Raw genomic sequence first — 15,832 nt, forward strand, 5'->3', positions numbered from 1 at the left:
GCGACTCTCCTAGTTAAGTGTTCAATAACTATTCAGGGCTGAATAGCTCGCGGGCTTTGCTGGTCAGCACGGCAACGCCGGCATCGATAAGCGGCCCCATCAGCTCGGCGGCTTTGCTCATCAATGCCTCGCCACTGTCGGCCGCCAGCTTGTGGGCGAGCTTTTTCAGGGTGGCTTTCAGCACGCCGTTGAAGGAGGTGTCGGGCGCGCCGGCGGCGATCAGCGCGGCCTTGACCTGGCGGATCTCATCGGCGCTAAGCAGCGCCTCGATCAGCGCGCAAATGGCCTCGAGCCCGAGCTTGATCAAACTCGGTGAAAACGAGCCGTCGGAGACGTAACCAAGTTGTTGCACCTTGGCGCGCAGGTGTTCGGCCACCAGCGGGTTATCCACCTCCAGCACAAACAGTTCGCCGTCTTTCTGTAGCAACGGGCGCTTGAGCAGGGTCTTCACCTTGAGGTCGAGATCGGCGCTGGACGACTGGCGCAGCTCACGGTTGTAGATCAGGCCACGGGCCTTGGCGCGGCTCACGCGCAGCTTGGAGACCAGCTCATAGACCTGAGGTTCGGCGTTGATGGCACCCAGTTGGCCGAGGGCATTGAGCATCATCAGCTCCACCTCGGTTTTCGGCAGCGCGCCGAAAGCCGGGTTCAGGTACTGGCTGAGCAGTTGCGCCAGGACGGTTTTTACCTGGGTTTCAGTGGCGTCATTAACGATCTGGGTGATATCCATTGCCGCTCGTCCCTGTGGATTGATGGCCCATGCTGCCGATTTTGCGCAGCATCAGCAAGGCGCAAGTCAGCGCCAGAGCCGGCTGCCAGACCCAGAATAATTCCGACTGCAGCACCGCCACGCCCCGTGGGCTAAGCAGCCGTTGCAAGGTCAGGGGCGATACCTCAATCACCTGCCAGGGCATAAACAATCGCTCGCCCGACCAGGGCCACCACAGCGCTACACCCAAGCCACCGTTGGTGAACATATCGAGCAAACCATGGGAGGCGCCGGCCAGGCTGATAAAGGCCAACGCTAGCCAGCGCGAACTGCGCAACTGCGGCGCCGCGAGCAGCGCCAACAAGCCTACTGCCAGGGCAAACAACAGCGAGTGGCTGATGCCGCGATGACCAAAATCATCCGCATAGGGGATGTGCAGCAAAAAGGCGATAACGTCCAGATCCGGCAGCATCGCCGCCAGCACCCCGGCTAACAGCAAGCGCGGCGGCAGCAGACGGCTGCCCAAGCCAAGGCCTAGGGCCAGCGGAACGGCGGCGTGAGTGAGTATGGTGGGCATTGGGATTAGCTCTAAGGTTGGGCGTGGCCGGTGGTTACTTGATTGATAAAGTTTTGCCACACCGGATTGGGGCTCCACACCTCGCGCATCGGCAGGCTGGCAGCGTCCTCGGTCTCGCTCAAGATCAGCTTGCGATAGAGGTAAACAAACGCCGAGGCGCGCATATTTTTCGCGCAATGCAGCCACAGCTTGCGCCCGGCGAAGGCCTGCAGCACGCCGACAAACTGCATAAATTGCGCGGGGTCGGGCTGCAACCAGTCCACCGGGATTTGCACATAAGCCAGGCCCTGGGCGGCGACCAATTCCGCCTCGCCGGGCAAGGCATTGGAGGAGTTCGGTGGCGCCAGATTGATCACCGCGCTAATCCCCAGCGCCGGCAGTTGCTGGATGTCGGCCGGCGACAGTTGCCCTGACGACCAGAGCCATTCGAATACTTGATGGGTGTTTTCCGCGTCCATATTCTCTCTGCCAATAAGTTGAGGATAAACGAGGTGATTTTTATTCCTGGGTGATCATGTGTTCTTGCTGCCACTGATGCAGCTCTTCGGCAATAAAGTGCTTCACCAAGTCGCTGTAAAGTTTTTCAATAACATCGGGATTTAATTGTTCCTCGGCGGCCCATTCGCGGCGTTGTTGCAGCATGGCGGTAAAACGCTCGGGGGCGCGCACGGCGGTTGCCGAGGTCTTAAATTTTGCGGCGGCTTGCACGTATTTAAAGCGTTGTCCGAGCAAGGCAATCACAGCGCGATCGAGACGGTCGATTTCGGCGCGAATCTCGCTCATGTCGCTGCAGTCGCCGGGTTTTTTGTGCTGTTCAATGTCCATTTGCAGTTCCTTTAGCTCCAGGGGTAAAGCCTTGCTGGCGATGGCTCAGGCGGCGACGCAGCAAGTCCGGCGAAACTACGCAGTTGCGTTTAGCCTGTCCAGCCGTCGGCCTAGGCCTGTGCGCTGGCAATGGTTAGGCTGTGTAGATGACGCATCCGGCGTGCTGATCAGGAGTGACTATGTATAGGCGTGTGTATGTATATCGGTGAAGTGGCCAAGCTGGCAGGCGCATCGGTCAAGGCGATTCGTCATTATGAGGCGCTGGGGTTGCTCGGACAGGTGCAGCGGGCGGGGGCGTATCGGGTCTATGGGGCGGATGAACTGTTGTTGATTCAGCTGATCAAGCAGGCGCAAGGCTTGGGATTTCGCCTGGCGGAGCTTTGCGCGGTATTGGCCGGGCGCGGCGCTGAACCGGACTGGCTGGCGCTGGCCGCAGCGATTGCCGACAAGCGCCTCAGCGTCCGGGCCGAGATAGCCCGACTGCAAGCATTGGACCTGCGTCTGGGCCAGGTCGAGGTTGAAATTCGCAGTTGTTTAGCCGGCGCCGAGCTGCCGGCAACAGACTTTGTGCCCTGCGAGCTGGCGCCTGACAATCGACTAGCAAGGCTTGCTTGACTCTGCCACTAAGGGCAGACCTTAAGCTGCGCACTTCGGTTCTGGAGTGGGCAACATGGCTAAGCGAATTTTGGTGATTTTGGCGCATCCGGCGAGCGCCAGTTATTGCGGTGCGCTCAGCGCGGCCTATGTCGCAGCCGCCAGCGCGGCCGGCCATGAGGTGCGCTTGCTGCGTTTAGGCGAGCTGGCATTCGACCCGGTTTTGCACGCGGGTTATCAGCGCATTCAGGCCCTGGAACCGGACTTGCTGGCGGCGCAGGCGGCAATCAGTTGGGCCGAGCATCTGTGCTTGGTGTTCCCGATTTGGTGGGGCGGGGTGCCGGCACTCTTAAAAGGCTTTCTCGATCGGCTGTTTTTGCCCGGCTTTGCCTTTAAGTACCGCGCCGGTGCGGCCTTCCCGGACCAACTGCTAAGTGGGCGCACCGCCCATCTGTTGGTGCCGATGGACACCCCGCCTTGGTATTTCAAATGGGTCTACCGCATGCCAGCGATCCATCAGCTGGAAAAAACTACCCTGGCCTTTTGCGGCATCAAACCGCTAAAGACGCTAATGTTTGGCCCGCTGATCAGCTCCAGCCTGGCGCAACGCCAGGCCTGGTTGAGCAAGGCCGGCGCCCTGGCGGCGCGGGTCTAAACCAAATCGCGAGTTGGCCCTTGGCTGCTGAACGGTTAAGCGGCAGTTTGTCGCACCGTCGTGGCAATAAATCGTTACGCAGCCAATGCCTGTCGCGGTGCCGTCGGGCCGTCGGCTTTGGCTTGTAAGCTAAAGCTGCCACTGCTTGGGATTGCCATCGCCGGCCTTGGCGGTCTCGGCCCTTGTTGCGCGACCGCTGCTCGGCTGTGATGGAGCGATAGTGACTTGGCACCTGGCATCTGCAGGCGGCCGGACTTGGGCTCAACATCAGGGGGCAGGATGAACAATATGACGGCAATCGACACACACAATCCCATCGGTACCGACGGCTTCGAGTTCGTCGAATACACCGCGCCAACCCCGGCCGGCATTGAACAGTTGCGCCAGTTGTTCCGGGCCATGGGCTTTACCGAAACCGCCAAACACCGCTCCAAGGAAGTGTTTTTATTCCAGCAAAACGACATCAATTTCGTCCTGAATGGCAGCCCCACCGGGCATGTGCGCGAGTTTGCCGAGCAGCACGGGCCGAGTGCCTGCGCCATGGCGTTTCGGGTTGCCAATGCAGCCAAGGCTGCGGCCTATGTGGCGGCCCACGGCGGCAATCTGGTCGGCAGCCACGCCAACTTTGGCGAGTTGAATATCCCCTGCGTCGAGGGTATCGGCGGCTCCTTGCTGTATCTGGTCGACCGTTACCCCCACGACGGCTGCGACAACAGCATCTACGACGTGGACTTTGACTACATTCCCGGTCGCACGCCGCAGGATCATGCAGTGGGCCTGTTGGAGATGGATCACCTGACCCACAACGTCAAACGTGGGCAGATGGATGTCTGGTCGGGTTTTTATGCGCGCATCGCCAACTTTCGCGAGATTCGCTATTTCGACATCGAGGGCAAACTCAGCGGCCTGCTGTCACGGGCCATGACCGCGCCCTGCGGCAAGATCCGTATCCCGATCAATGAGTCAGCGGACGATAAGTCGCAGATCGAAGAATTTATCCGCGAGTACCACGGCGAAGGAATCCAGCATATCGCCCTCAGTAGCGACGATATCTACGCCAGCGTGCGCCAGTTGCGCGCCAACGGCGTGGATTTTCTGAGTACCCCGGACAGCTATTACGCCAAGCTCGACCAACGCGTCGCCGGCCATGGCGAGCCCACCGAAGCGTTGCGCGAGCTGGGGATTTTGCTCGACGGTGCGCCGGCCGATGACGGTATCTTGCTGCAGATTTTCACCAAGACGGTGATCGGCCCGATTTTCTTCGAGATCATCCAGCGCAAAGGCAATCAGGGCTTTGGCGAGGGTAACTTCAAGGCCTTGTTCGAGTCGATCGAGGAGGATCAGATCCAGCGCGGCACGCTCAAAGCGGAGTGATCGGGTGGGGCGCATCCAAAACCGTAGGGTGGGTTAGCGGCGCATAACCCCGCAGGTTCGAACACTGCAATGCATGGGCGCCGCGTAACCCACCACGCGCTACAACGGTAGAGCACCATGGTGGGTTACGGCGCAACCGGGTTCGGCGGTGTCTGGGCCACCCTGTTGTGCGCCTAACCCACCCTACGCAAAGACAAAGCAAGGCGTTACATCGAGGAGGTGTTATGAGCAGTAAATGGATCAATTTTCCCCTGCGTGAAGGCGATTGTTCGCGCCAAGCCCATTGCGATTTTCCCGCCGGCACCTATGAGCGGGAGATGGGCCGTGAGGGCTTTTTTGGCCCGGTCACTCATCTGCACCACAAGCATCCACCGACCGCCTGGATCGACTGGGAAGGGCCGCTGCGTCCGCATGCCTTCAACTTCAATACGATTGCCAGTGAGCGCGATTGTCCGCTGCTGGCCCCCGTCACGTTGCATAACAGCGACCTGCAACTGCGGGTGTGGAAGACCCACGGCGCAATGCGCCACCTGGTGCGCAACAGCGACGGCGACGACCTGTTGTTCGTGCATGAGGGGGCCGGGGATTTGTATTGCGACTTCGGTCATCTGCCGTTTCGCGATGGCGATTACCTGCTGGTGCCGCGCGGCACCGCCTGGCGTATCGAGACCGCAGAACCCTGCTTTATCTTGCTGATCGAAAGCACCGATGGCGCTTACCAACTGCCGGACAGAGGCCTGGTAGGCCCCCATGCACTGTTCGATCCGGCGGTGCTTGAGCACCCGCATCTGAACGAGGCGTTCAAGGCTCAGCAGGACGAGAACACCTGGCAGATCCGGATCAAGCGGCATAACCAGCTCAGTACCGTCACCTATCCGTTTAACCCGCTGGACGCGGTCGGCTGGCATGGTGACAACACGGTGGTGCGCCTGAATTGGCGCGATATTCGCCCGCTGATGAGCCATCGCTACCATTTGCCGCCCTCGGCTCACAGCACCTTTATGGCGAAGAATTTCGTCATCAGCACCTTTTGCCCGCGCCCGGTGGAAAGCGATCCGGGGGCGTTGAAGGTGCCGTTCTTCCACAGCAACGAGGAGTACGACGAAGCGATTTTCTACCACAGCGGCAATTTCTTCAGCCGCGACAATATCGAGGCCGGGATGGTTACGTTGCATCCCAGCGGCTTCCCCCACGGCCCGCACCCCAAAGCGTTGGCGAAGAGCCAGGACGATCCGGCCAGCTTCGTCGATGAGGTGGCGCTGATGATCGACAGCCGCCGCGCCCTGGAAATCGGTGCGGCCGCCGCGTTGGTGGATGTACCCGAATACGTCAACTCCTGGAAAGCCCCAGGCAAGGAACTCGGATGAAACTCGCCTCCTTAAATCAAGGCCGTGACGGCGTGCTGCTGGTGGTGTCGCGCGACCTGCGCCACGCCGTGGCGGTGCCCGGCATCGCCGCTACCTTGCAGGCCGCCCTGGATGACTGGGCCGATCTGCAGGCGCCGTTGCAGGCCGTCTATCAGCGGCTAAATGCGGGCCTTGTGGCCGAGGCGTTTGCCTTCGAACAGAGCGCCTGCGCCAGCCCGTTGCCGCGCGCCTACCACTGGGCCGATGGCAGTGCCTACGTCAATCACATCGAACTGGTGCGCAAGGCCCGTGGCGCCGAGATGCCGGAATCGTTTTGGACTGAGCCGCTAATCTACCAGGGTGGTTCCGACAGTTTTAGCCCACCGCACGGGCCGATTTTGGCGGCCGATGAGGCCTGGGGCATCGACCTGGAAGCGGAAGTGGCGGTGATCACCGACGACGTGCCCATGGGCGTTTCGCCGAGCGACGCCGCCGCCCATATCCAGCTGCTGCTGCTGGTCAATGACGTGTCGTTGCGTAATTTGATTCCCGCTGAACTGGCCAAGGGCTTTGGCTTTTACCAGAGCAAACCTTCGTCGAGTTTCTCCCCTGTAGCGGTCACGCCGGACGAGCTGGGCGCCAGCTGGGCGGACGGCAAAGTGCAGCTGCCACTGGTGTCGCAGATCAATGGCCGGCTGTTTGGCCAGCCGAATGCCGGGGTCGACATGACCTTCAATTTCCCGACCCTGCTGGCTCACGCTGCCAAGACCCGGGTGTTGGGCGCCGGCAGCATCATCGGCTCGGGCACCGTGTCGAACTACGACCGCAGCGCCGGCTCCAGCTGCCTGGCCGAGACGCGCATGCTGGAAACTATCGAGCACGGCAAGGCGACCACGCCGTTCCTCAAATTCGGTGATCGGGTGCGCATCGAGATGTTCGACGCCGAGGGGCAAAGCATTTTCGGCGCCATTGATCAGCGGGTGGAACGCTATGAGCCTTGAGGTGCTCTATTCGCGCTCCAACGCGGCAGAGCGTCTTCGGGAATCATCGCGATCAGGTGGTGGAGCGTTATGAGGGCTGAGCTGCTTGCGGCTGGCTCCTACAGGGTGAAGCCTTATGGATACTGAATTGGTGCTCTATTCCTACTGGCGCTCCAGCGCCGCCTATCGGGTGCGCATCGCGCTGAATCTCAAGGGCCTGAGTTATCGGCAGGTGCCGGTGCACTTGCTTAAAGACGGTGGTCAGCAGCATTCACCGGACTACCTGGCGCTCAATCCCCAGGGCTTGCTGCCGTTGTTGGTGGATGGGTCGACGACGATTGCCCAGTCCTTGGCGATTCTTGAGTACCTGGACGAGGTATTCCCGCTGCCGGCCCTGTTGCCGAGCGAGCCGGCTCAACGTGCCCAGGTGCGGGCGCTGGCACTGCATATCGCTTGTGATATTCACCCGCTGAACAACTTGCGGGTGCTGCAGTATTTGTCGGTCGAACTGGGGGTGAGCGATGAGGCGAAAGATGCCTGGCTCCGGCATTGGTTGGCGCTTGGTTTGGCGGCGGTGGAGCAGGGGCTGGCGGCGTTTGGCGGGCGATTGTCGCTGGGCGAGCGGCCGGGTTATCTGGAGGCCTGCCTGATCCCGCAGGTCTACAACGCCCGACGGTTTAACTGTGAGCTGCAGGCCTACCCGCGCATTCTCGACCTCTGCGCCCGCTGTGAAGCGTTGGCCGCCTTCAAGCAGGCCGCGCCCGAGCAGCAGCCGGATGCGCAGTAGCCGCTTTTTGTAGGATGGGTTGAGCTTGGCGATACCCATCAATCATTCAGAGACGCTCAGTTCACCTATCTCCGCTCGCCAAAACCGGCGCCGCCAATGCGCACCTTGCAGTGACCTTGGTAGCGATGGGTATCGCTGCGCTCAACCCATCCTACGGCTACATGGCGTTTATTTACGCCCCTCGGCGCTGGCCGCCAGCTGGTCGGTGCGCGCCGCCATGATGAAGTCGTTGCGGTGCAGGCCCTGGATCGAGTGGCTCCACCAGGTCACTGTGACTTTGCCCCATTCGGTCAGCAGGGCCGGGTGATGGCCCTCGGCCTCGGCGAGCGCGCCCACGCTGTTGGTAAAGGCCAGCGCCTGTTTGAAGTTCTTGAATTGGAAGAGTCGCTCCAGCTGCATCACGCTCGCACGGGTTTCGATATTCCAGTCGGCAATTTGCCCCATCAGCTCGGGCAATTCGCCCTCGCTGACCTGTGGCGCGCCGGCTTGACAGGCTTCGCAGTGGGCTTGGCTCAGGGGTAAGGTCATGGGGTTCTCCAGAGTGATGGGCTTAGGCCGCTTTCGGCGGAAATTTGGCTGGGTGCAGCCCCAGTTGCATGGCCATGGGAATCAGCGCCATCAGGTCTTCATGGGCCAGCTCGAACAGTCGCTTAAGATCCGGCAGGACGAAGTACAAGGGCTGCAGTATGTCGATGCGATAGGGCGTGCGCATCGCCTCAATGGGGTCGAAGGGCAGATGTTCAGGCAGCGCCGATAAACAGTAGAGGCTTTCCTTTTGCGAGGAGAGGATGCCGCCGCCATAGATTCTGCGCCCCTGGGGTGTGTCGACCAGGCCGAACTCGATGGTCATCCAGTACAGGCGGGCGAGGTAGACGCGCTGCTCTTTGCTGGCCTGCAGGCCGAGCTTGCCATAGGCCTGGGTGAACTCGGCGAACCAGGGGTTGGTCAGCAGCGGGCAGTGGCCGAAAATCTCGTGGAAAATGTCCGGCTCTTGCAGGTAATCGAGTTCCTCGGGCGTGCGGATAAAAGTCGCCACCGGGAAGCGCTTGCTGGCCAGTAGCTCGAAAAATGTCTGAAACGGAATCAGCGCCGGCACTCGCGCCACTTGCCAGCCGGTGGTGGCGCCCAGCACCCGGTTGATCTCGGCCAGTTGCGGAATGCGCTCATGGGGCAGGCCGAGCTGCTCGATACCGTCCAGATACTCCTGACAGGCGCGGCCCTCGATCAGCTGCAGCTGGCGGCTGATCAGCTGGTGCCAGACCTGATGCTCGCTGTCCGGGTAGTCGATAAAACCTTGCGCGTCGGGCTGGCGGGCCACGTATTGGGTGCTCATGGCGACTCCTGTTGGCTCTTTTGTTCGGCTATGACTGCATCATTGGCTATGCCTGCGGCACTGGCTATGCCTACGACATTGCTTGAGTCGGTCGCAGCCTTTTGTAGGATGGGTTGAGCTTGGCGATACCCATCAACCATCACGCAGCGATCAATCCAGTCATACACACTGGCCAGGCCGGTGCTTTTCAGCGTTTAGCCCTGGCAGTGATGGGTATCGCTGCGCTCAACCCATCCTACGATCTCGGTGCCCTAGCAATAGCGCAGTGCGTTGCCCGACGCAGCCCTCTGGCGGGGGTGCGTCGGCAGCTCAAGGCTAGTATTTTGTAACGATATAGTTACGCTTATTGTCAGTCGGCAGAATTGCTCCATGCTGCAGTGGTTGTCTGGAAGGTTTTCTTGACGATAATTTGTCCGTGGTTTAGAAAATATTCCCCTTAACTCGCCACCAACACCCCCAGGGCCTTTGCGATGAGAATCAAAGTTCACTGCCAGAACCGCGTCGGCATCCTGCGCGACATCCTCAATCTGTTGGTGGAGTACGGCGTCAATGTGGCTCGTGGCGAGGTGGGGGGCGAGCAGGGTAATGCCATCTATCTGCATTGCCCGAACCTGATCAATCTGCAGTTCCAGTCGTTGCGCGCCCAGTTCGAGGCGTTGCCTGGGGTGTTCGGGGTCAAGCGGGTCGGCCTGATGCCCAGCGAGCGCCGCCACCTGGAGTTGAATGCCTTGCTCGGCGCGCTGGAGTTTCCGGTGTTGTCGATCGACATGGGCGGCGCGATAGTCGCGGCCAACCGTGCGGCGGCGCAGTTGTTGGGCGTGCGGGTGGACGAGGTGCCGGGGCTGGCGTTGGCACACTACGTCGAAGACTTTGATTTGCCGACACTGGTGCGCGCCAACCCGTCGCGGATCAATGGCCTGCGGGTCAAGGTCAAGGGCGATGTGTTTCTGGCTGATATCGCTCCGCTGCAAACCGCCCACGATGACAGTGAAGCCCTGGCCGGCGCGGTCTTGACCCTACACCGCGCCGACCGCGTCGGCGAGCGGATTTATCAGGTGCGCAAGCAGGAGTTGCGCGGCTTCGACAGCATCTTTCAAAGCTCAAAAATCATGGCTGCGGTGGTCCGTGAGGCTCGACGGATGGCGCCGCTGGATGCGCCCTTACTGATCGAGGGCGAAACCGGTACCGGCAAGGAGTTGCTGGCGCGCGCCTGCCATCTGGCCAGTCCGCGCGGCCAGGCACCGTTTATGGCGCTGAATTGCGCCGGGATGCCGGAGTCGATGGCCGAGACCGAGCTGTTCGGCTACGGTCCCGGCGCCTTCGCTGGCGCGCGGCCGGAGGGCAAACTTGGCCTGCTGGAATTGACCGCCGGTGGCGTGCTGTTTCTCGACGGGGTCGGCGAGATGAGCCCGCGGATGCAGGCCAAGCTGCTGCGCTTCTTGCAGGATGGCGGCTTTCGCCGGGTCGGCAGCGACGAGGAGGTGTACCTGGATGTGCGGGTGATCTGCGCCACCCAGGTGGATCTCTCGGCGCTGTGCGCCAGGGGCGAGTTCCGCCAGGATCTCTATCACCGCTTGAATGTGCTCAGCCTGCATATCCCGCCGCTGCGCGAATGCCTGGATGGGCTGGCACCGCTGGCGGCGCACTTTCTTGATCAGGCCAGCCGGCAGATCGGCTGTCCGTTGCCGACGTTATCCGCGCAGGCTTTCGAGCGGCTGCAGCACTACCATTGGCCGGGCAATGTGCGGCAGCTGGAAAACGTGTTGTTTCAGGCGGTGTCGCTCTGTGAGGCGGGCACCATCAAGGCCGGACATATTCGCCTGCCGGACTATGGCGCGCCGCAGCCCCTGGGGGATTTCTCCCTGGAGGGTGGGTTGGAGGCGATTCTGGCGCGCTTCGAAAAAGCCGTGCTGGAGCGCCTCTACGGCCAGCACCCGAGCAGTCGGCAACTGGCCAAGCGGCTTGGCGTATCGCACACCACCATCGCCAATAAACTGCGCCAGTATGGCCTGGGCAAAGAGGCGGTCATTGAGTAGCAGCTTCTCGGGCGCGGGGCCTGCTAATTCAGTTTCAGTTAAGCCGGGTGGATTACCTTGGTCCTCGTTGAAAGCCAATCACCCCAGGAGATACACCATGAACGCATTTAGCAAACTGTTTACCGTTGCCGCCCTCAGCGCCGTTGCCGCCCTGGCCCAAGCCCGCGATTTAGGCGCCGACGAGACGCAGAAGCTGATCGCTGCCGGTACTATTCAATCGGTGGAAAAACTCAATGCGGCGGCGATTTTCAAGCACCCTGGCGCGACCATTGAAGAGACTGACCTGGAGCAGGAAAACGGCCAGTACATCTATGAAGTCGACCTGCACGACGCCCAAGGCCTGCAGTGGGACCTGGAGTTGGACGCCACTAATGGCAAAGTGCTTAAAGATCATCAAGACACCTAATGAGTGGCTCTGTAGCCGTTACGTGTTGAAGCGTGCGGGTCGGTTAGGCGACGCCTGGTGCGCGGTAATTCGTAGGGTGGGTTAGCGGCGCGGGCGGTGGTTGTTCGCATCACTGCGTAAGCCAAGCGCCGCGTAACCCACCATGCGGTTTGCCGGTCGAACGCCATGGTGGGTTACGGCGCGGTCGGGTTTTGCGTTGTTGGCAATCCATGGTTCGCGCCTAACCCACAAAAAAAGCTGTGTGCAACATGTAACTAGGACATCGCCTAATGAAATGGTTCGCCCGCTACAGCGCCATGCTCATTCTGGTCTTGGCTGTCCTGGCGCTTAGCGTCGGGGCGCAGGCCCGCGACCTGGATCAGGATGAGGCCCTGCGCTTGCGCCAGGCCGGGGTTATTTTGGCGCTTGAGCAAATCATGCAGCCGGCCCTGGAGCGTTACCCTGGGGCAACCTTGCTGGAGGCGGAGCTGGAGGAGAACCCGTCGGCTGAACTGGCGGGCCGCTATATCTATGAGATTGAGTTGCTGACCGCCGCTGGCGTGGTCCGCGAGCTGGAGTTGGATGCCCGCGATGGGCGGATTTTGCAGGATGAGGAAGACGACTGATGCGCCTGCTGCTGGTGGAAGACCATGTGCCCCTGGCCGACGAGTTACTGGTTGGCCTCACGCGTCAGGGCTATGCCGTGGACTGGTTGGCCGATGGCCGCGATGCGCTTCAGCAGGGCGCCAGCGAGCCCTATGACCTGATCATTCTGGACCTTGGCCTGCCCGGTAAATCGGGTCTGGAGGTGCTGCGCGAATGGCGCGCCGGCGGGCTGGTCACGCCGGTCTTGGTGCTCACCGCGCGCAGTTCTTGGGCGGAGCGGATCGAGGGGCTGAAAACCGGCGCCGATGATTATCTGGCCAAACCCTTTCACCCCGAAGAGTTGCAACTGCGCATTCAAGCGCTGCTACGCCGCGCCCATGGCCTGGCCAATCAGCCGCACTTGCAGGTTGCCGGTTGGCAGCTGGACGAACGCCGCCAGTGTGTCAGCCGCAACGGCGTCGAGGTGGAGCTGACCGCCGCCGAGTTCGCGCTGCTGCGTTATTTCATGCTGCACCCGCAGCAATTGCTGTCGAAAAGCCAGCTGGCCGAACACCTCTATGACGGCGAGACCGAGCGCGATTCCAATGTGCTGGAGGTGCACGTCAACCGCCTGCGCGGCAAGCTCGGGCGTGAGGTGATCGAAACCCGTCGCGGTCAGGGCTACCGCTTTACCGGCGCGCTCACTTGAGGTCGATCCAGCGGCGTTTGAGCCTGGGCTTGCTGGCGGTGCTGCTGGTGGTGGGCCTGCTATTGGCGCAAAGCAGCCTGTGGTTGTTTGATCTGGGCCTGCGCAGTTACCTGGAAGCCGGTTTGCGCAATCAGGCCGAGACCTTGCTCAGCTCCTTGGTGCGTGGCCCAGAGGGCGTACAACTGGATCAGCAACGCTTGGCGCCGAGTTATCAGCGGCCGCTTTCCGGCAGTTATTTTCGCATCGAGGCGAGCACTCAGCTGTGGCGTTCTCGCTCCTTGTGGGATCGCGAACTGCCGGGGGGCGCGGCGCCGGGCTTGCAGGCGGAGCTGGGCGATGGCCCCCAGGGCCAGCTATTGCTGGTCTACCGCGCCGATTACCAGCGTTTTGGCCAGCCCTTGTCGATCACCGTGGCGAAGGATTACAGCCCTGTGCTGGCAAGCTTTAGGCGCCTGCAGTACTTGGGGTTGGCGCTGGGGTTGGGCGCACTGCTGCTGATTTTTCTGCTGCAACGCCTGACCATCCGCCGCGCGCTGCGCCCGTTGGAGCAGGCCCGCCAGCAATTGCTGCAGTTGCAACAAGGCCAGCGCGGTCAGCTCGATACCCAGGTGCCCCAGGAGCTGGAGCCGCTGGTGGGACAAATCAATCACCTGCTGGCCCATACCGCCGAGAGCCTGACGCGCTCGCGGCATGCCCTGGGTAATCTTGGCCATGCGCTGAAAACCCCGCTGGCGGTGCTGCTTAGTTTGGCGGCCCGTGCCGAACTGAATGCCCACCCGGAGTTGCAGGCCACCCTGCGCGAACAACTGGCGCAGATTGAACAACGCCTCAGCCGCGAATTGGCGCGGGCGCGCTTGGCCGGCGAGGCTTTGCCCGGTGCGCAGTTTGTCTGCGCCGAGGAGCTGCCGGGGCTGTGCGCCACCCTGGAGATGATCCATCCGCGCGGATTGCAGCTGAGCTGGCAAGCGCCGACGGATTTGCGCCTGCCCTGGGAGCGTGATGATCTGCTGGAACTGCTCGGCAATCTGCTAGATAACGCCTGCAAATGGGCGCAAAGCCAGGTGCGGCTGACTATAGCCAGGCAAGCCGCAGGCTTTGTGCTGATGGTTGATGACGACGGCCCAGGGATTGCCCTGGCCAGCCGCGCGGCGGTGCTGGAACGCGGCACCCGGCTCGACGAGCAGGTTGCCGGCCATGGCCTGGGGCTGGGGGTGGTGCGCGATATAGTCCAAGCCTGGGACGGGCGCCTGCAATTGCTGGACAGCCCGCTGGGGGGCTTGCGCGTCAGTATCGAACTGAGCCGCGCGGTGGGTGTGCCCGCAGGGTTAGCGCCGGCGCCAGCGCCCTAGGGTTAAACCCACGGCTCTCTGCCTGGGTTGAAACTACTGCTGACGCTTGCTTTCCACCGAGCTCAAACGACCGCCTTCGAAACGCAGAAAATACAGCGCGCCATTGGCCGGGCCGTAGACCCACTCTTCAATTTGCACGCCGCCAATGCCGTTGATGACTTGGGTGTAGCCGACAAAATTACTGCTGTTGGGCTGGCCGCATTTGTTGGCCACCTCAATGGTGCGGTCGCCGCTACTGGCCAGCTTGGTGCCGCATCGGTAGGTCGCCGCCGAGGCATCAGCCGCCAGCATTAACAGGGGCAGGGCGAGGCTTACAACGATGGTTTTCATGGGAGTCCTTTCAAATTTCAGGGGGATTGCCGAGCCGCATTTGCGGGCTCTGACGCCGGCACTCTAGACCTTTGGCGTGGCAATAAATAGCGCCGCGAATTAACTCTGTTTGCCACTCTGGAATGCTTAATTCTCATGTTGTTTTAGCGGCTGACTGCGCGCTGTTATGCCGGCAGACTGCTAGGGTTAAAGCAGTGTTTGAGGGCCCGGCGTTATGTGGCGAGTCGGTTTGCTGGCGCTGTTATTGCTGCTGTCGCTGCGGGCGCTGGCGGTTGAGTCTTTGACGTGGGCGCTGATGCCCATTCCGGGCGCGATAAATGTGCGCGACGATCAACCGCAAGACGGCATTATTTTCGAGCTTTTGCAGCAGCTGGATGCGCAGTTGAGCGATGTTGCAGTGCAGTATCAAATAATCAATGCGCCGCGCATCCTGCACTATATGGCCCGTGGCCGTAATCTGTGCAGTGCGCCTTACCAGCGTAGCCCTGAGCGCGACCAGATTGGCTATTTTGTGCCCTTGTTGCTTAGCCAGCCCATACAGGTAGTAGTGCGCGCCACCGATGCGCAGCGCCTGCCGCTGATTAATGGGCAGTTGTGGCTGGATGAATTGTTGGCCTCGGATCTGCGCGGTGGTTTTTTTATGCAGCGGGTTTATCCGCCCAAACTGCAGGCGCGCTTAAGTGAGGGGCTGCAGCAGAAACAGTTGATTGGGGTCAATGAGGCGACCAATAGTGATCGGCTGTTACTGATGCTCGGGCACAGTCGTTTCGATTACACCTTCGAATTTCCGATTTCGGTGGTCGGTTTTGCCCGCGCTAATCCACAAGCTGCCCCGTTACGCACGGTGCCGCTGGCGGACTTGGAGCAAATGCCGGTATTCGGCAGCTACTGCACACGTAACGCCTGGGGACGGGAGATGGCGGCACGCATCGATAACGCGGTCCGCGCTTTGTTGGCCGATCCGCAGCAGGTACAGGCGTTGTATCAACGCTGGTTGCCAGTCGAGAGCTATCAAACCTATCAGCCTGAAATACAGGAATTTTTACGCCAGCGTGCGCAACAATCGCTGAGCTTTCCTGCGCCCTAAATGACCTGTGGCTCGCGCCTTGGTGTTGCACCGCTTTGGCTGGGGTGCTCATTTTGTTGGCGCAGTTGGCGGCAAACGTTCTGAAAACGACCTCGGTATAGCCATGGCCACCACTGCGGCCCGCCGGGCTTGTGTCGGGGGTGGCGGCCGGCAACTCTGCAGCCTTGTTGA

At 61.1% G+C, this 15,832-nt stretch carries 19 protein-coding genes; 12 read left to right on the forward strand and 7 right to left on the reverse strand.

Features of this window, described 5'->3' with window-relative positions:
* Positions 1-28: 28 nt before the first annotated feature.
* The 4 genes from Q8R10_RS13480 to Q8R10_RS13495 are packed head-to-tail and all read right to left on the reverse strand — an operon-like array spanning position 29 to position 2,111.
* Entirely contained in the window at positions 29-730 is a 702-nt protein-coding gene (locus Q8R10_RS13480) for a hypothetical protein (protein ID WP_305654345.1), read from the reverse strand.
* Positions 708-1,286 (reverse strand): metal-dependent hydrolase, encoded by a 579-nt coding sequence (locus Q8R10_RS13485; RefSeq protein ID WP_305654346.1) that lies wholly within the window; start codon positions 1,284-1,286, stop codon positions 708-710. The genes Q8R10_RS13480 and Q8R10_RS13485 overlap by 23 nt, the downstream gene beginning before the upstream one ends.
* Positions 1,287-1,297: 11 nt before the next feature.
* A complete protein-coding gene (locus Q8R10_RS13490) occupies positions 1,298-1,744 on the reverse strand; it encodes a protein tyrosine phosphatase family protein (protein ID WP_305654347.1) in 447 nt (148 codons plus the stop codon).
* 40 nt (positions 1,745-1,784) lie between these two features.
* A complete protein-coding gene (locus tag Q8R10_RS13495) occupies positions 1,785-2,111 on the reverse strand; it encodes an isochorismate lyase (protein WP_305654348.1) in 327 nt (108 codons plus the stop codon).
* 195 nt (positions 2,112-2,306) lie between these two features.
* Here Q8R10_RS13495 and Q8R10_RS13500 point away from each other — a divergent pair, with 195 nt between their 5' ends.
* The 6 genes from Q8R10_RS13500 (at position 2,307) to maiA (ending at position 7,847) form a co-directional block, all read left to right on the forward strand.
* Positions 2,307-2,726 carry a MerR family transcriptional regulator gene (locus tag Q8R10_RS13500; protein ID WP_305654349.1) on the forward strand — a complete coding sequence of 140 codons (420 nt, stop codon included), beginning with the start codon at positions 2,307-2,309 and terminating at the stop codon, positions 2,724-2,726.
* A 55-nt stretch (positions 2,727-2,781) separates the two neighbouring features.
* Positions 2,782-3,360 carry an NAD(P)H-dependent oxidoreductase gene (locus Q8R10_RS13505; RefSeq protein ID WP_305654350.1) on the forward strand — a complete coding sequence of 193 codons (579 nt, stop codon included), beginning with the start codon at positions 2,782-2,784 and terminating at the stop codon, positions 3,358-3,360.
* Between the two features lie 279 nt (positions 3,361-3,639).
* A complete protein-coding gene (gene hppD / locus Q8R10_RS13510; RefSeq protein WP_305654351.1) occupies positions 3,640-4,734 on the forward strand; it encodes a 4-hydroxyphenylpyruvate dioxygenase in 1,095 nt (364 codons plus the stop codon).
* Between the two features lie 224 nt (positions 4,735-4,958).
* Positions 4,959-6,101, forward strand: a complete 1,143-nt coding sequence (locus tag Q8R10_RS13515) for a homogentisate 1,2-dioxygenase (RefSeq protein ID WP_305654352.1) — start codon at positions 4,959-4,961, stop codon at positions 6,099-6,101.
* Positions 6,098-7,081, forward strand: a complete 984-nt coding sequence (locus tag Q8R10_RS13520; RefSeq protein WP_305654353.1) for a fumarylacetoacetate hydrolase family protein — start codon at positions 6,098-6,100, stop codon at positions 7,079-7,081. Before Q8R10_RS13515 ends, Q8R10_RS13520 begins: the two co-directional genes overlap by 4 nt.
* Positions 7,082-7,196: 115 nt before the next feature.
* Positions 7,197-7,847: a maleylacetoacetate isomerase gene (gene maiA, locus Q8R10_RS13525; protein ID WP_305654354.1), complete on the forward strand. Its 651-nt coding sequence runs from the start codon at positions 7,197-7,199 to the stop codon at positions 7,845-7,847.
* A gap of 168 nt (positions 7,848-8,015) precedes the next feature.
* On the opposite strand, the gene Q8R10_RS13530 is transcribed toward maiA, so the two are convergent.
* Both Q8R10_RS13530 and phhA read right to left on the reverse strand, forming a co-directional pair.
* Positions 8,016-8,375 carry a 4a-hydroxytetrahydrobiopterin dehydratase gene (locus Q8R10_RS13530; RefSeq protein WP_305654355.1) on the reverse strand — a complete coding sequence of 120 codons (360 nt, stop codon included), beginning with the start codon at positions 8,373-8,375 and terminating at the stop codon, positions 8,016-8,018.
* A gap of 22 nt (positions 8,376-8,397) precedes the next feature.
* Entirely contained in the window at positions 8,398-9,180 is a 783-nt protein-coding gene (gene phhA, locus Q8R10_RS13535) for a phenylalanine 4-monooxygenase (protein WP_305654356.1), read from the reverse strand.
* Positions 9,181-9,650: 470 nt separating this feature from the next.
* On the opposite strand from phhA, the gene Q8R10_RS13540 reads away from it, so the two are divergent.
* The 5 genes from Q8R10_RS13540 to Q8R10_RS13560 all read left to right on the forward strand — a co-directional run bounded on the left by Q8R10_RS13540 (position 9,651) and on the right by Q8R10_RS13560 (position 14,244).
* On the forward strand, positions 9,651-11,216 hold the full coding sequence (locus tag Q8R10_RS13540) for a sigma-54-dependent transcriptional regulator (RefSeq protein WP_305654357.1): 1,566 nt from the start codon (positions 9,651-9,653) through the stop codon (positions 11,214-11,216).
* Between the two features lie 97 nt (positions 11,217-11,313).
* Positions 11,314-11,622, forward strand: a complete 309-nt coding sequence (locus Q8R10_RS13545; RefSeq protein ID WP_305654358.1) for a PepSY domain-containing protein — start codon at positions 11,314-11,316, stop codon at positions 11,620-11,622.
* Positions 11,623-11,891: 269 nt separating this feature from the next.
* Positions 11,892-12,227, forward strand: a complete 336-nt coding sequence (locus Q8R10_RS13550; RefSeq protein ID WP_305654359.1) for a PepSY domain-containing protein — start codon at positions 11,892-11,894, stop codon at positions 12,225-12,227.
* The gene (locus tag Q8R10_RS13555; protein ID WP_305654360.1) at positions 12,227-12,895 is read left to right on the forward strand and encodes a response regulator transcription factor; all 669 of its coding nucleotides are present in this window, start codon (positions 12,227-12,229) and stop codon (positions 12,893-12,895) included. Before Q8R10_RS13550 ends, Q8R10_RS13555 begins: the two co-directional genes overlap by 1 nt.
* Positions 12,892-14,244, forward strand: coding sequence for a sensor histidine kinase (locus Q8R10_RS13560; RefSeq protein ID WP_305654361.1), 1,353 nt, complete (start codon positions 12,892-12,894; stop codon positions 14,242-14,244). Before Q8R10_RS13555 ends, Q8R10_RS13560 begins: the two co-directional genes overlap by 4 nt.
* A gap of 33 nt (positions 14,245-14,277) precedes the next feature.
* Here Q8R10_RS13560 and Q8R10_RS13565 read toward each other — a convergent pair whose 3' ends face one another.
* Complete coding sequence (locus Q8R10_RS13565) at positions 14,278-14,574, reverse strand: DUF2845 domain-containing protein (RefSeq protein ID WP_305654362.1); 297 nt, start codon at positions 14,572-14,574, stop codon at positions 14,278-14,280.
* A 214-nt stretch (positions 14,575-14,788) separates the two neighbouring features.
* Here Q8R10_RS13565 and Q8R10_RS13570 point away from each other — a divergent pair, with 214 nt between their 5' ends.
* On the forward strand, positions 14,789-15,661 hold the full coding sequence (locus Q8R10_RS13570; protein WP_305654363.1) for a hypothetical protein: 873 nt from the start codon (positions 14,789-14,791) through the stop codon (positions 15,659-15,661).
* Positions 15,662-15,832 lie beyond the last annotated feature (171 nt).

It is taken from the genome of Pseudomonas sp., assembly GCF_030698175.1.
Classification (GTDB): domain Bacteria; phylum Pseudomonadota; class Gammaproteobacteria; order Pseudomonadales; family Pseudomonadaceae; genus Aquipseudomonas.